13 protein-coding genes are annotated in these 15,123 nt (G+C 68.6%); 9 read left to right on the top strand and 4 right to left on the bottom strand.

The window, feature by feature from the left end; all coding sequences use genetic code 11:
* Window positions 1-108: 108 nt before the first annotated feature.
* The 9 genes from FHY50_RS01675 to FHY50_RS01635 all read left to right on the top strand — a co-directional run bounded on the left by FHY50_RS01675 (window position 109) and on the right by FHY50_RS01635 (window position 9,135).
* Window positions 109-627 (top strand): EF-hand domain-containing protein, encoded by a 519-nt coding sequence (locus FHY50_RS01675; protein WP_140046666.1) that lies wholly within the window; start codon window positions 109-111, stop codon window positions 625-627.
* A gap of 108 nt (window positions 628-735) precedes the next feature.
* Window positions 736-1,455 carry a response regulator gene (locus FHY50_RS01670; RefSeq protein WP_140230980.1) on the top strand — a complete coding sequence of 240 codons (720 nt, stop codon included), beginning with the start codon at window positions 736-738 and terminating at the stop codon, window positions 1,453-1,455.
* A gap of 13 nt (window positions 1,456-1,468) precedes the next feature.
* Entirely contained in the window at window positions 1,469-2,821 is a 1,353-nt protein-coding gene (locus FHY50_RS01665; protein ID WP_140046665.1) for a sensor histidine kinase, read from the top strand.
* The gene (locus FHY50_RS01660; protein WP_140046664.1) at window positions 2,818-3,510 is read left to right on the top strand and encodes an endonuclease/exonuclease/phosphatase family protein; all 693 of its coding nucleotides are present in this window, start codon (window positions 2,818-2,820) and stop codon (window positions 3,508-3,510) included. Before FHY50_RS01665 ends, FHY50_RS01660 begins: the two co-directional genes overlap by 4 nt.
* 16 nt (window positions 3,511-3,526) lie before the next feature.
* Window positions 3,527-5,815 carry a patatin-like protein gene (locus FHY50_RS01655; RefSeq protein WP_140046663.1) on the top strand — a complete coding sequence of 763 codons (2,289 nt, stop codon included), beginning with the start codon at window positions 3,527-3,529 and terminating at the stop codon, window positions 5,813-5,815.
* Window positions 5,816-5,917: 102 nt separating this feature from the next.
* On the top strand, window positions 5,918-6,298 hold the full coding sequence (locus FHY50_RS01650) for a lipopolysaccharide assembly protein LapA domain-containing protein (RefSeq protein ID WP_140046662.1): 381 nt from the start codon (window positions 5,918-5,920) through the stop codon (window positions 6,296-6,298).
* Window positions 6,295-6,969 carry an orotidine-5'-phosphate decarboxylase gene (gene pyrF / locus FHY50_RS01645; protein WP_140046661.1) on the top strand — a complete coding sequence of 225 codons (675 nt, stop codon included), beginning with the start codon at window positions 6,295-6,297 and terminating at the stop codon, window positions 6,967-6,969. Before FHY50_RS01650 ends, pyrF begins: the two co-directional genes overlap by 4 nt.
* Before the next feature lie 58 nt (window positions 6,970-7,027).
* Window positions 7,028-7,636 (top strand): flavodoxin family protein, encoded by a 609-nt coding sequence (locus FHY50_RS01640; protein ID WP_140046660.1) that lies wholly within the window; start codon window positions 7,028-7,030, stop codon window positions 7,634-7,636.
* Between the two features lie 74 nt (window positions 7,637-7,710).
* Window positions 7,711-9,135, top strand: coding sequence for an aldehyde dehydrogenase family protein (locus FHY50_RS01635; RefSeq protein WP_140046659.1), 1,425 nt, complete (start codon window positions 7,711-7,713; stop codon window positions 9,133-9,135).
* A gap of 96 nt (window positions 9,136-9,231) precedes the next feature.
* Here FHY50_RS01635 and FHY50_RS01630 read toward each other — a convergent pair whose 3' ends face one another.
* The 4 genes from FHY50_RS01630 to FHY50_RS01615 form a co-directional block, all read right to left on the bottom strand.
* The gene (locus FHY50_RS01630; RefSeq protein ID WP_140046658.1) at window positions 9,232-10,386 is read right to left on the bottom strand and encodes a DUF1501 domain-containing protein; all 1,155 of its coding nucleotides are present in this window, start codon (window positions 10,384-10,386) and stop codon (window positions 9,232-9,234) included.
* Between the two features lie 3 nt (window positions 10,387-10,389).
* Entirely contained in the window at window positions 10,390-11,775 is a 1,386-nt protein-coding gene (locus FHY50_RS01625) for a DUF1800 domain-containing protein (RefSeq protein ID WP_140046657.1), read from the bottom strand.
* Between the two features lie 91 nt (window positions 11,776-11,866).
* Window positions 11,867-13,078 carry a deoxyguanosinetriphosphate triphosphohydrolase gene (locus FHY50_RS01620; RefSeq protein WP_208402857.1) on the bottom strand — a complete coding sequence of 404 codons (1,212 nt, stop codon included), beginning with the start codon at window positions 13,076-13,078 and terminating at the stop codon, window positions 11,867-11,869.
* Entirely contained in the window at window positions 13,030-14,886 is a 1,857-nt protein-coding gene (locus tag FHY50_RS01615) for an SPOR domain-containing protein (RefSeq protein WP_140046656.1), read from the bottom strand. Before FHY50_RS01615 ends, FHY50_RS01620 begins: the two co-directional genes overlap by 49 nt.
* Window positions 14,887-15,123: the final 237 nt, after the last annotated feature.

Below are 15,123 nucleotides of genomic sequence, written 5' to 3'. Positions count from 1 at the left end.
ACATTTTGCGACAAGTTTAACCTTGGCTGACAAATCGCCGCGACAGCTGGCGCTCATATTGCTGCCAACGACGGGATCATCCCGACGTCCTGAATGCGAGGAATGACGATGAAACGCATGTTGATGGCCGCCGCGCTGGGCGCGACCGCGCTGACCGGCGTCGCACTGGCGCAGCAGAACCCGGCCCCGGTGCCGCAGACGATGACGCCGCCCCCGGCCGGGAAGATGGCGCGGCTCGACCCCAATGGCGACGGCGTGCAGACCCGCGCCGAGGCGATCGCCCAGGCCGACCGCATGTTTCAGCGGCTCGACGCCGACGGCAACGGCCAGATCACCGCGGCGGAGCGCGAGGCGATGCACGACAAGCGCGCCGAACGCCGCGAAGCGCGCGGCAAGCCGGCGGGCAAGCACGGCGGCATGCGCACACGCATGCTCGCCCGGATCGACGCCAACAAGGACGGCCAGATCAGCCTCGACGAGCATCGCGCGATGGCGACGCTGCGCTTCGACCGGGTCGATGCCAATCGCGACGGCCGCATCGATACCGCCGAGCGTGCCGAGAAGCGGGAACAGCGCATGGCCCGCCGCGGCGACATGGCTCCCCCGCCGGAAGCATTCGACCAGTAATCGATCGCATCCAGCGTTGCCGGGCGGGCTTGCCCTCCTCGCCCGCCCGGCTTTTTCCGCACCAACGAACCTCTTGGACCGCTCATGGATTATGCTACCGGCATGGACATGTCCGAACAGCCCCACCTGCTGCTGGTCGATGACGAGCGCTCGATCCGCGAGCCGCTCGCGCAATATCTCACCAAGCAGGGTTTTCGAGTCACTCAGGCCGGCGATGCGGAGGGTGCGCGCGCGCGGCTCTCGGCCTACGCCATCGACCTCGCCATCCTCGACATCATGATGCCGGGCGAGGATGGGCTCAGCCTGTGCCGCCACATCCGCGCGCATGGCGAGACGCCGGTGATCCTGCTGACCGCCAAGTCGGAGGAGACCGATCGCATCGTGGGTCTGGAAATGGGCGCCGACGATTATGTCGTGAAGCCGTTTTCCCCGCGCGAACTCGCCGCCCGCATCAAGGTGGTGCTGCGCCGCACCGCAGCGGGCGGCGCGCGCCAGAACGCGCCCGAAACCGGATCGTACAGCTTCGCCGGCTGGGTGCTGAAGACCGGCGAGCGCGCGCTGGTCGATCGCGAAGGCGTGTCGGTGCCGCTATCGACCGGGGAATATAATCTGTTGCTCGCGCTGGTTACCCGCCCGCGCCAGGTGCTCACCCGCGACCAGCTGCTCGACCTGACGCAGGGCCGCGAAGCCGCTGCATTCGATCGCGCGATCGACAATCAGGTCAGCCGCCTGCGCAAGAAGATCGAGCCCGATCCCAAGAACCCGTCGCTGATCAAGACCGTCTGGGGCGGCGGCTATACCTTGTCGGCGGAGGTGACCCGTCTGTGAGCGTGAACGCGTCGTGACGGCACGCTCGCTATGGCCGCGCAGTCTGCCCGGCCAGATCGCGCTGCTCGTCGCAGTCGCGCTGTTCGTGGCGCAGGCGATCAATTTTGCGATGCTCTACCGCGAGCGGCAGGCGCTGCGCTTCGCCCAGGTCACCGTGCCCGCGATCACCCGCGTCGTCGATGCAGCGGAGCGCATGGCCAGTGGCCGCCTGCCGCCCGAACGCCCGCGCGCCCGCACCCGGCTGGTCGCCGCCAATCCCGTGCCGGCACAGCTGCACCCGGCCCGCGATGTCGAAGAGGGGATCCGCGCCGGGCTGTCCGAATCGGGTATCCGCTTCGGCCGGATCGTCACCGGCATCCGCGACATCGACCCCAAATCGCTGCAATTGCGCAAGCTCGGCCCGCGCCGCGCCGATCGCCTGGCGCGCTTCGGCGGCGAGCTGCTGGTCGGCGTCGAGATGCCCGGGCGCGGCTGGCTCGCGCTCGACAGCCCCTGGCCGCGCACCGAACGCAGCCTGATCTGGCAATTGATCGCGCAGACGCTGATCCTCTACGTCGTCACGCTGATCCCGATCCTGTGGCTCGGCCGCCGCATCGCCGAGCCGCTGCAATCTCTCGCTACCGCTGCGCGCGGCTTCCGTCCCGGCGAGGACGCCGCGCCGGTCGCGGAACGTGGCCCCGGCGACGTCCGCGCGGTGATCGCCGCGTACAACACGCTGCGCGACCGTGTCACCGTCATGCTCGACGAGAAGGACCGGATGCTCGGTGCGATCGGCCATGATCTGCGCACGCCGTTGGCCGCGCTGCGCGTCCGCATCGAATCGGTCGACGATGATACCGATCGGCAGCGCATGGCCGACATCATCGACGAGATGAACGGCACACTTGAGGATATCCTGTCGCTCGCTCGCCTCGGGCGTCCCAGCGAAGCGATGACCGACACCGACCTCGCGGCCCTGGTCGATGCGGTGGTCGACGACTTTCGCGACCTCGACCATGACGTTGTGCTGGAGGAAGCACCGCGTACCCCGGTGCGTCTGCGCCCGTCGCTGATGCGGCGCGCGGTCCGCAACCTGATAGAGAACGCCGTCAAATATGGCGGCGGCAGCGTCGAGGTGCGGCTGGTTCCCCTGGGATCGTCGGTCCGCATCGAAATCGCCGATCGCGGCCCCGGCATCCCTGCCGACAAGCTCGCCGCGGTATTCGACCCCTTCACCCGCCTCGAAACCTCGCGCAATCGTGAGACCGGCGGCGTCGGCCTCGGCCTTGCGCTCGCCCAGGCGATCGTTCGCGACGCCGGCGGATCCATCCACCTCGCCAATCGCGACGGCGGCGGGCTGCTCGCCTGTATCGAGCTGCCGCGATGATCCGCGTCGCCAGCTACAATATGCGCAAGGGCATCGGCACCGACCGCCGTCGCAGCCCGGAGCGCACGCTCGACGTCCTGCGCGAGATCGACGCCGACGTCATCGCGCTGCAGGAAGCCGATCGTCGTTTCGGTGCCCGCGCCGCCGTCATCACCGCGCATCTGCTCGACGAGCATAGCCCGTGGAAGGCGGTGCCCGCCGCCAAGCGCGCGCGCTCAATGGGCTGGCACGGCAATGTCGTGCTGGTGCGCAAGGAGGCCGAGATCACGGCGTGCGAAGCGTTGCATCTGCCCGCGCTCGAACCGCGCGGCGCGGTCGCGTGCGAACTGCGCATCAATGGGGCGATGCTGCGCGTCGTCGGCATGCATCTCGACCTTTCCGGCCTGTGGCGGCGCAAGCAGGCGGCGGCGGTGCTCGCGCATCTCGATGGCTGCGACGAAGCGATGCCGTCGGTGATGATGGGCGATCTCAACGAATGGGGCCGTCGCGGCTGCCTGCTCGATTTCGGTCGTACCCATGATTTTGCGGACACCGGGCCCAGTTTCCATGCCCGCCATCCGGTCGGGCGGCTTGACCGCATCATGGTGTCGCGTGGGCTGCGCATCGCCGCCTGCGGGGTGCACGACAGCCATGCCGCGCGCACCGGGTCCGATCACCTGCCGATCTGGGCGGATATCGAGTTTGGCTGAGGGGACGCAACGCGGCATGCGCGACAAGGAATTGCGGCTTGCGCTGGTCTGCTATGGCGGCATCAGCCTTGCCGTCTACATGCACGGCATCACCAAGGAGATCTGGCGTCTCGCCCGCGCCAGTCAGGCATTCTGCGACGGCACACCGGCCGCCACCGGAAGCCAGGGCGTGTACCGCGCCATGCTCGAGGAGATCGCCGAGCAGACCGGGCTGCGCGTGCGCGTGCTGGTCGATATCGTCGCCGGAGCCAGCGCGGGGGGTATCAACGGCGTGTTCCTGGCACAGGCGATCAGCAGCGGGCAGAGCCTCGAACCGCTTACCGATCTGTGGCTCGACCTCGCCGATGTCGAGAAGCTGACCGATCCCGACCATGCTCCCAATTCGGCGCTGACCAAATTCTGGGCCCGGCCGATCGCGTGGATGGCGATGGGACACCGGGTGGTCGATGAGACGGTCGAAGCGGCGGCGCGCGACGAGGTGCGCGCCAAGCTCGACCATTTCGTCCGCTCGCGCTGGTTCGAACCGCCGTTCGGCGGCGAGCGGCTGCTGGGCATGCTGCTCGACGCATTCGATGCGATGGCGGCGGCGCCGGCAGGCCCCAGACTGCTCCCCGACGGCCAGCCGCTAGACCTGTTCGTCACCGTTACCGACTTTTCCGGCCACCCCGAGCGGCTGCGGCTCAACTCGCCCGAGGAGGTCGTCGAAACCGAGCATCGCCTCGTCATCGACTTCATCGACAGCGGCAATCGCGGCGATGTGCTCGCCGACCGCGCCGAGCTCGCTTTCGCCGCGCGCGCGACCTCGAGCTTTCCTGGCGCATTTCCCCCGTTCACCGTTGCCGAGCTCGACAGCGTGATCGCCGACCGCGAGATCGCCTGGCCCGGCCGCGACGCGTTCCTCGAACAGGTGCTGCCGCGGCATGTCGCGACCAATTCGGTCGACAAGGCGGCGCTGATCGACGGCTCGGTGCTCGCAAATGCGCCGTTCCGTCCGGCGATCGACGCGCTGCGCCAGCGCCCCGCCCGCCGCCAGATCGACCGCCGCTTCGTGTTCATCGACCCCTGGCCCGGCCTCAAATTCGCGTTCGGCGGCAAGGTCGACGGCCGCCCCGGTTTCTTCCAGACGCTGATCGGGGCATTGTCCGAAATCCCCCGCCAGCAGCCGATCCGCGACAATCTCGAGGCGATCTCCGACCGGTCCGACCAGATCGAGCGCATGCTCGTGATCCTCGAGCGCTTGCGCGGCGAGGTCGAGGCGCAGATCGACACGCTGTTCGGCTATACCCTGTTCCTCGACTATCCCACGCCCAAGCGGCTCAAGGCCTGGCGCCAGCGCGCGCAGGTCGGCGCCAGCAAGCAGGCCGGCTTCGGCCATGCCGCCTATGGCCTGCTCAAGATCGACGGCGTCCTCGACCGCATCGCCACATTGCTGCACGGCGTCGGCGAACAACCGGGACAGCAGCGCTGGCGCCGCATCCGGGAAACACTCGCAGCCTGCATCGAGGCACGCGGGGCCAGCCAGTTCGCCTCGTCGCACGACACCGGCGCATCGCCCGCCACCATCGCATTCCTGCGCGGATTCGACCTCGGCTTTCGCATCCGCCGCCTGCGGCTGCTGGTCCGCCGCATCGCCGAGCTCGACGCCGATCATGACCGCGCCGAACTGGCCGAGGTGCGCGACGCAGTCTATGGCGCGCTCGCCGCCTATCTCGAATGCCAGCGCGCCGGCACGTTCGGCGCGCTTCGCGACGCCGTCCGCGATCTCCCCGACGGCGCCGACCCGCTGCTCGACCGCCTCGAAGCCGCGATGGACCTGACGCGCCTCGATGCCGAGACCGACGCGGCGCTGTCGGCAGCACTCAGCAAGCTCGGCCGCGACGTGCGCCGCCCCTTGCTGCTCGCCTATCTCGGCTTTCCGTTCTTCGACATCGCCACGCTGCCGCTGCTCCAGGGCGAGGGGCTCGACGAGTTCGATCCCATTCGCGTCGATCGCATCGCTCCCGATGATGCCTGCGCGATCCGCAGCGGCGGCGCCGAAGCCACGCTAAAGGGAATCCAGTTCAACAGCTTCGGAGCGTTCTTCAGCCGCGCCTATCGGGAAAACGACTATCTGTGGGGCCGCCTCCACGGTGCCGACCGGCTGGTCGACATTGTCGTATCGACCCTGCCGCCGACGGTGCGCATGAACCCGGGCCGCGTCCGTTCGATCAAGCGCGCCGCCTTCCTTGCCATCCTCGACGAAGAGGAAGCCAAGCTCACCGCGATCCCGAAGCTGTTCGCCGAGCTGCGCGCGGAAATCGGGTGATCGCTGCGCCCCAGGCCAGCTTCCTCGCCTGAACCCGTGCTGGCCAACGCCGAAACGAGCGCCTAGAACGATCGCTGGTACGGCAAAGGGAGACGACCGGCGATGCAGTTCCTGCGCACGCTGATCTGGGTGCTGCTGGCGGTGATCGTCGCCGCCTTCGCATTCAACAACTGGGTTTCGGTGCCGGTGCGGCTGTGGGGCGGACTGATCGCCGACATCAACCTACCGCTGCTGATGGGGCTGGCCTTCGCGCTCGGCTTCGTGCCGCTCTACCTGCTCCACGCGACCGCGCGGTGGCGGGCCAAGTCGCGCATCGCCGCGCACGAGCGCACCATCGCCGAACTGCGTGCCGCTACCATGGCGCCGCCGCCCCCGCCGATCGTGCCGGACGTTCTGCCCGATCCGGTCGACGCGCCGACCCCCGGCCCCGCCCCGGCAACTGCTTCGCCACCTCCCCCGCCGCCGCCGGGGGGGCTACTGTGAGCTCGCGGCTCTACGTTGCGCTCGACACCCCTGACCTCGCCCGCGCGCGCTCGATCGCGCACCGGGTCCACAACCATGTCGGCGGGATCAAGCTGGGCCTCGAATTCTTCATGGCCAACGGCCGCGCCGGGGTGCGCGAGATGGCCGAGATCGGCCTGCCGATCTTCCTCGACCTCAAATTCCACGACATCCCCAATACCGTGGCCAAGGCGATCCAGGCGCTGCGCCCGCTCGAACCGGCGATCCTGACGATCCATGCCGCCGGCGGCCGCGCGATGATGGAGGATGCCAAGGCGGCGGCACCGACCGGCACCAAGGTCGTGGCGGTGACGGTGCTCACCAGCCTCGACGGCAGCGATCTCGGCTCGATCGGCCTGTCCGGCGATCCGCACGAGCATGTCGAGCGCCTCGCCGATCTGGCGCGTTCGGCGGGGATCGACGGCATCGTCTGCTCGGGTGCCGAGGTGAAGGCGGCGCACAGGGCATGGCCGCAGGGCTTCTTCGTCGTCCCCGGCGTCCGCCCCGCCGATGGCGCGGCCGGGGATCAGAAGCGCGTCGTCACCCCCCGCGCCGCGCTCGACGCCGGCGCCTCGATTCTGGTGGTGGGCCGTCCGATCACCCAGGCCGAAGACCCCGACCAGGCAGCGAGAGCGATCGAAGCGACGCTGTAGGTCGGAACGCCCGTGCGGCTCACGCGTAGTCCGGAACGTTCATTTCCGGAGTGATGTCATGGCCCTTACCGCCCTCGCCCTCAACTGCACGCTCAAGGCCGACGCGTCCGAGGAATCCTCGACCGACGCGATGATCGCCGTTCTGAAGGACGCGTTTGCTGGGCACGACGTCACCATTTCCGAAACCATCCGGGTCGCCGCGCACGATGTGAAACCGGGCGTCTCCTCTGACGAGGGCGACGGCGATGCCTGGCCCGCTATACGCGCCAAAATCCTTGCCGCCGACATCCTCATCCTGGGCGGGCCGATCTGGATGGGCCAGGTCGGCAGCGTGGCTAAGCGCGTGCTAGAGCGCATGGACGCGTTCATTTCCGAAACCGACGATCAGGGCCGCATGCCGAGCTACGGCAAGGTCGCCGTCGCGGCGATCGTCGGCAACGAGGACGGCGCGCATTTCTCGTCGGCGCAGATCTTTCAGTCGCTCAACGATGTCGGCTTTACCGTCCCCGCGGTGGCCGCCTGCTATTGGGTCGGCGAGGCGATGGGCAGCATCGATTTCAAGGACCTCGACCAGACCCCGGACAAGGTTACCACGACCGCCAGGATGGTCGCCTCGAACGCCGCGCACCTCGCAAAGCTGCTCAAGGATGCGCCCTATCCGGGGTGAAGCAGTCGGGCTCAGGTTGAAACGCACCCTTGCCGGCGCCACACTCGGGTCAAACCCAATCAGCGGAGGCGAGGATGCGCAGTTATCTCAAGCACTATATCGACGGCGCATGGATCGACAGCGAGGGCGGTACTCGTCACGCAGTCATCGACCCCGCCACCGAACAGCCCTGCAGCGAGATCACGCTCGGCACCGCTGCCGACGTCGACAAGGCCGTGGCAGCGGCGCGCCGTGCGTTCGACAGCTTCGGCCAGACCAGCGTCGACGAGCGCGTCGCGCTGCTCGAACGGGTCCTCGCCGAATACAAGAACCGCGCCGCCGATATCGCACAAGCGATCGCGCAGGAGATGGGCTGCCCGATCGGAATGGCCAAAACCGCGCAATTCGGCTCGGGCATCGGCCATCTGATGGCTGCGATCGCCGCGCTCAAGGCGTTCGAATTCGAAGAGGTCATCAACCAGTCGCAAGTCGTCCATGAGCCGATCGGCGTCGTCGCATTGATCACCCCGTGGAACTGGCCGATGAACCAGATCCTCGCCAAGGTCGCGCCCGCGCTTGCCGCGGGCAACGCCATGATCCTCAAGCCGTCGGAGGAAGCGCCCGGCTGCGCCGCGATCTTTGCCGAAGTGATGGATGCGGCGGGAGTGCCTCCCGGCGTGTTCAACCTGGTCAATGGCGACGGCCCGGGCGTGGGCACCGCGCTCGCGCGGCATCCCGGCATCGACATGGTCAGCTTCACCGGATCGACCCGCGCCGGGATCATGGTCGCGAAGAACGCCGCCGATACCGTCAAGCGCGTGCATCAGGAACTCGGCGGCAAATCCCCGTCGGTCGTCCTCGACAGCGCCGATTTCGTCAAGGCGATCCCCGGCACGCTGATGGCAGTCTTGATGAATTCCGGACAAAGCTGCATCGCCCCGACCCGCTTGCTCGTGCCTCAGGCACGCATGGACGAGGCGGTCGCGATCGCCAAACAGGTCGTCGGCGCCACCCAGACCGGCGATCCCATGACCGAGGGGCGCCATATCGGCCCCGTCGTCAACAAGGCGCAGTGGGACAAGATCCAGGGCCTCATCACGACGGCGATGTCCGAAGGCGCCACGCTCGATGTCGGCGGCCCCGGCCGTCCCGATGGCGTCGAGTCGGGCTGGTTCGTCAAGCCGACCTTGTTCTCGAACGTCACCAACACGATGACGATCGCGCGCGAGGAAGTGTTCGGCCCGGTCATCACCATCATCGGCTATGACGACGAAGCCGACGCGATCCGCATCGCCAACGACACCGACTATGGCCTGTCGGCGGTGGTGTTCGGCGCACCCGACGACGCCCGCCGCGTGGCGGCGAAGCTGCGCGCAGGCATGGTCTACATCAACGGCGGCAACCCCGATCCGATGGTCCCGTTCGGCGGCTACAAACAGTCGGGCAACGGCCGCGAATATGGCAAATACGGCCTCGCCGAATTCATGGAGGTCAAGTCGCTGGTGGGCGCGATGGCTTAGCGCAGCTTCTTTCCCAACGACACGAAAGAAATCCGTTCGTGTCGAGCAAAGTCGAGACACCCTGCACGTCAGACCACTTCGCTCGGCACAGAAGGCTCACACCCGCACCAGCCCCTCGACCCGCGCCACTTTTCCACTTTGGGGAAACAGCGCGCTCGCGGTTCGCACCGGATCGATCGCGAAATGCTCCGCCACCGCGCCCGCGATGAAAGCGTCCAGCCCCAGCGTCGGATTGAGGTCGCGGCCCTCGTATAGCGCCGCCTCGCCGAGCCCCGGCCAGTCGGCAATTACCCGCCCGCCCTTGACCGCTCCGCCGAGCAGCATTGCTGCCGACGCAGTGCCGTGGTCGGTCCCCTGCGTGCCGTTGACCTTGACCGTGCGGCCGAACTCGGTTGCGACCAGCACCATCGTTTCTGCCCAGAGCGGCCCCAATCCCTGCTTGAGCGCGCCGACCATCGCATCGAGCCCCTTCAACTGCGCACCCAGCCGCCCGCGCTGCCCGGCATGGGTATCCCAGCCGCCGGTCTCGATCATCGCGATCCGCGCGCCGTTGTCGGGCGCGATCAGCCGTGCGGCCAGCGCACCCGTCGCCGCGGCGTTGCGGCCATCGTCCGCCGCCATATCCCCGGTCAGCGCCCGCGTCGCCGTCGCCTGCTGCCAGATCGCGTGCAACTGCTCGTCCTGCGCATAGAGCGTGGCGACGCGCGCCAGCAGGTCGTCGGACGCATCGGGGAGCGCCGACGGCGCATAGGATGCGACGTCGATCGACCCGCGCAGCGCCAGCGGCACCGTTGCCGCCACCGCGATCGCGCGTGCCTGATCGCGCGGCAGCACGCCTAGCAGCCGGTTCATCCAGCCGTCCTTGATCCGGTACGCCGCCGCTCCGCCGCTCTCGAGCACATTCTGCCCGTCGAAATGCGACCGGTCGCGATAGGGCGACGCGACGGCATGCGCGAACAGTGCCTCGCCGCCTTTGTACAGCCCCGACACGGTGGCGAGGTTGGGATGCAGCGCGAACATCGCGTCGAGCCTGGGCGCATCCGCGAAGTCCTGCGCCAGGACGCCGCGCGCGCCGGCAAATGCCGGATCGCCCACCGGCGCCAGCGTACCGAGGCCATCGGCGGCACCGCGCTGGATGATGAACACGAACCGCTTGGTCGTGGCGGCGCTCGCGAAACTCATCCGCGGTGCAAAGCCCATCGACAATGCCGCGGCGGCACCGGTGGTAACGAAGGTACGACGATCCAACATGGTTTATCTCCGCAGGAATTCGGGCGACACCAGCATCAGCGCCAGTGCCTGTTGCGCGCTCTCGGCGCGCGCCAGCTGCTGCTGCGTCGCTGCCGAAAGGCTGTCCGCGAACAGCGCCTGCGATCGCTCGCGGGCGTCGATCGTGCTCGGCGCGCGCGACACCAGCCGCTCGGCCGCCTCGACGCGGCGTACCAGCGCGTCGGGCGCCGCCCAGCGCCCGGCAATGTCGTCATACCCCGCAGGCGCGCCCGGTCGCCACACGGGCTGCCCCAGTTGCTGCTGAAGGCCGGCGAATTGCTGCGCAGCAATCTCGCGCAGTCCAAGCCCGCGCATCGCCGATATCGACCACTCCCACGGCGTCTTGAACTTGGCAGGCATCGGTGCCCAGGCTTCGGGCGCGTCGATCAGCGCGCGGTATATCGTCGGCAGATCCCCGTTCGATTCCAGAAACGCTTGCTCAATCCGCGTCACCAGCGCCGGCGGCGGTGTATCGGCGACGAAGTGCCGAGCGAGCTTGGTCGCGACGTGGCGTGCCGTCGCCGGATGCACGGCGAGCGCCGCCAGCACCGCATCCGCCTGCGCTTCGCCATCCTGGGCATAGCGGGCGCCCAAGATCGTACGTGCGCCGGGCTCGTGCATCGCCGGCGCAAAGGCAAATCCGCCCGGATCGCCGTTCGCCCGGCCGCCGATCCCGGCAACCGTCCACCCCGTCAGCGCGCGTGCGAATTCGGTGACGTCGCTCTGGTCATATCCCGATCCGACACCCAGCGTGTGCAGCTCGAGGATTTCCCGCGCCAGGTTTTCGTTGATTCCGCGCTTGCGCTTGCCGCCCGCCGCGACCCGCTGGCCTACCCGGCTGCCGGGGCCCACCGATTGCGCCTGATCGAGATAGAGCAGCATCGCCGGATGCCGCTCGACCGCACCGAGCATCGCGCCGAAGCTGCCCAGCACATGCGGCCGGATGGCGTCGAACTCGAACGCTCCCGCCAGTCCCACCACCGCCAGCTTTTCGGCCGACACCGCGAAGTGGTTCGCCCAGAAATGCACCAGCCGCTCGGCGAACGGCGTGTCGCTGACGATAGCAGCATTGGCGCGCGCGCCGATCGCGTCGCGATAGCGGTCTCGGCCATCGACGCGCATCGCCATCCGCGCCGATCGGTCGAGTGGGCCGGCATCCGTCGCCATACGCCGCGCAGCGCGGCGCTCGGCGCGATATTCGGCAAAGGCCGCACCCGCCTGCGCTGTGGTCGCCTGCGCGGCAATCACCGGGGGTCGCGCTTCGTAGCGGTCGAACTGGTCGATCAGCCAGCGCTTCGCATCGGCAGGCGCGACGGCGCCGGGCCGCGCGCCCAGGCCGAAGCGGTTCCATGCAATCACTGTCGGGGTCATCGACACCTCCATCCTCTGGCGTCGCTTCTACTCCCCATCTGTCGCAACAATGTGCCAGCGTACCGGCTGGTCGCACTCAGCGGGCGCTTCGTCAGAAGCCCTCGGGTAGATCGATCGGTCCCACCACCTCGCGATAGCGGGTGACGGCGTAGCGGTCGGTCATCCCGGCGATGAAATCGGCGATGTGGCGGCTGCGCCCGGGTTCGTCGTCCGGCATCCCGGCGCGCCACGGCGCGGGCAACGCCTGCGGATCGGCGGCATAGGCCGCGAACAGACCCGCGACCACCGCGCCCGCCGCCTGCGCCGCCTCGATCTGGCGAGGATGGTGATAGAGATTGGCGTACATGAAGCGCTTGAGCTCGCGCTCCTCGTCGCGCATCCGCTCGGAGAACCCCGCCAGGCACGCGCCTGCCGCGCGGACATCGTCCGCCGTGTCGATCCCGGCAGCATCGATCCGCCGCGCGGTCTCGGCGATCAAGTCGTTGACCATCGCTCCGATCTGCGACCGCACCATCTCGCCCAGCAGCGCGCTCTCCGGAAGATCGCGATAGCGCGCCCGCACTGCGTCGAACCCGCGCGCGACCATCGGCACCGACAGGATCTGGTCGAGGCTCAACAGCCCCGCGCGCAGCCCGTCGTCGATGTCGTGATTGTCATAGGCGATATCGTCGGAAATCGCCGCCACCTGCGCCTCGAGCGATGGCCAGCGCGTCAGGTCGAGAGCAAACGCCGCGTCCGCCTGTGACAAGGCCCAACCGGGCCGCGTTACCGGCCCGTTATGCTTGGCCAATCCCTCGAGCGTTTCCCAGCTCAGGTTGAGCCCCGGCCAGCGCGGATACGGACATTCCAGCCGGGTCAGCGCGCGCAGCGTGTGGCCATTGTGATCGAAGCCGCCCGCCCCTGCCAACGCCGCCTTGAGCGCGTCCTCACCGGCATGCCCGAACGGCGGATGCCCGATATCGTGCGCCAGGCACAATGCTTCGGTCAGGTCCTCGTTGAGCCCCAGCGTGCGCGCCACCGTCCGTCCGATCTGCGCGACTTCCAGGCTGTGCGTCAGCCGCACGCGGAAATGGTCGCCGTCCGGCGCCATGAACACCTGCGTCTTGTGGCGCAGGCGGCGAAAGCTGATCGAATGGATGATGCGGTCGCGATCGCGCTGGAAGGCATCGCGCGGTCCGCGCTCGCCGCGCTCGGTTTCGGGGTGGAGCCGTCCCCGGCTCGCGGCGGGATGCGACGCATACCGCGCCGGCAGCGTCACTTCGGCGACAGCTTCTCGATCTTCTGGCCGGTGTCGCTGGTCCATGCGAATGCCGAAATTCCCTCTTTGCCCAGGGTGTTGACGAACCCTTGCGCGTCCTGCGTCGATTTGAACGGCCCCGCCAGCAGCCGATTGGTGAAGCGCAGCGGCGTCGTCCAGGCCGACTGGCCCTTGAGCGCATCGGGAGCGATCCCCGTCAAGCGCTTCCATTCCTTGGGCAGGTCGGCCTTGTTCGCGCCGCCCGCCACCTGCACCCAGTGCCGCGCCGGATCGGACGGCGGCTTGGCTTCGGCTTTCTTGGCCTCAGCCTTCTTGGCGGCGACCGCTTTCACCGGCGCCGGCTTGGCCGGCGGCTCGTCCGCCCCGGTTCTTGGGGGCTCGGTCTTTGCGGGCTCCGCCTTCGCAGGCTCGGCCTTCGCGATCTCCACCTTGGCGGGTTCAGGCTGAACCGGTGCAGGAGCAGGCGCAACGCCGACGCCCAGCTCTTCCGCAGGGATTGCAATGCCGCTCAGGATCGAGGCGAGCACATCGTCCTCCGACCCGACCTTGATTTTCGACGCCGCTGCCGGGGCGTCGGCCATGACCGGAGGCGGTACCACAGGCACAGACGGCGTCGCTGCGGGCGCGACAAGCGGCGTCGACCGGATCGGATTGACGGCCCGCGCCGCCGCCGCGCGCAACTCGTCCTCGCCGCTGTTGGGCACGGCGACGCGCACCACGCTGGCAGGATCGATCTCCATCCCGGCTGGCGCCTTCGCGGCCACTGCGACGCGCGTTTCTGCAGCCGGGCGCGAGTTCGGCAGCACCAGCCCGACCGGAGCGGGCGGCGTCGGAACTGCCGCTGCGACCTCGACCCGCGTTGCGGCCGGCGCGGGTGCCGGCGTCGGGGAAGGAGTGGCCGCTGCCACTACGACCGCCGGTTCGCTTGCGATCGGCGTGCGCGATCCGCGCGAGCGCTTGCCGACCCGCGCGCTGCGTTCGGCACGCCGCGACCGCCGCGTCTCGCGCTTCGGCTTGGGCGCGGTATCGACCGACGCCATCCGCACCGGCTGCTGCGCGACATAGGGCGGCAGGCTCGGTGCCATCGTGGCATCCGCCATCCGTGCCGGGGTCCGCCCGATCTCGCCGCGATGCACCGCAAAGGCGCGGTCGGCGGGGTCGCGCAATTGCGCCAGCTGCTGGAAAAACGGCGAAAAGGCGGTGCCGAACCCCGGCATCATGTTGGTGGCGATCTGCTGCGCCTCGGCGGTCTCGCCTTCCATCGCCAGGATGAACGCACGCGCGCGCCACGCCGCACGATCGCGGTCGCGCAGCAGCGGGTCGAGCGCGGCATAGGCCTGCTTGCTGTCCCCGCTGATGCCGAGCGACAGGGCATAAGCGCGCGTCAGGTCGGCATCGCCCGGAGCCGCCGCCAGCGCACGGCGATATTCCTGTTGCGCATAGCCCGGCTGTCCGATCAGGTCATAGGCCAGCGCCCGATGCGGCGCGAGCAGGTTCGCCGAAACCCCGCGTCGCTCCGCCTCGGCGAACAGCTTCAGCGCCTCGCCAGGCCGCCCCAATCGCACCAACGCCCCGCCGCGCCCGGTGGCGATGCGCGGATTGTTGCGATCGATCTTCTCGGCCCGCGCGAAGAACTGCAGCGCCGCGGCCGGATCGTCGAGCTTGACGCTTAGTTCCCCAGCATTGAGCAGCGCGCCGAGGTCTTCCGGATTCGCCGCCAGCGCGCGCATCTCGACTGCGAGCCGATCGGCATTGGGGGTGGGCGGCGCAACGAATACCTGCGCGGCGGCCGGGACCGACGTTGCGACCAGCAACGCGGCGCACCCCATGGCTCGGGTAACAAAATGCTTCATTGAAAGGCCATTAAGCCTGTTCGCCCGGCTCCCGGCAATGGCCGAAGCCAAATCCGGCGTTCAACCGCCCCAATGCGACGACGAACGCATGATATTCCATCGCAAGCCGCCGCGCCACCGGCCCGCGCTTCCCACGAACGCGGCAACGCGGCTTCATTTCCGCGAGGGGCTCGATGAAAGTGACGGACCGCCTGGACTTGCGGGCGCGCCGCACGCGAACCCGATCGGGTCAGCCCA

Source organism: Sphingomonas japonica (assembly GCF_006346325.1).
Taxonomy (GTDB): domain Bacteria; phylum Pseudomonadota; class Alphaproteobacteria; order Sphingomonadales; family Sphingomonadaceae; genus Sphingomonas; species Sphingomonas japonica.
This window is presented reverse-complemented; position numbering and strand designations above follow the sequence as displayed.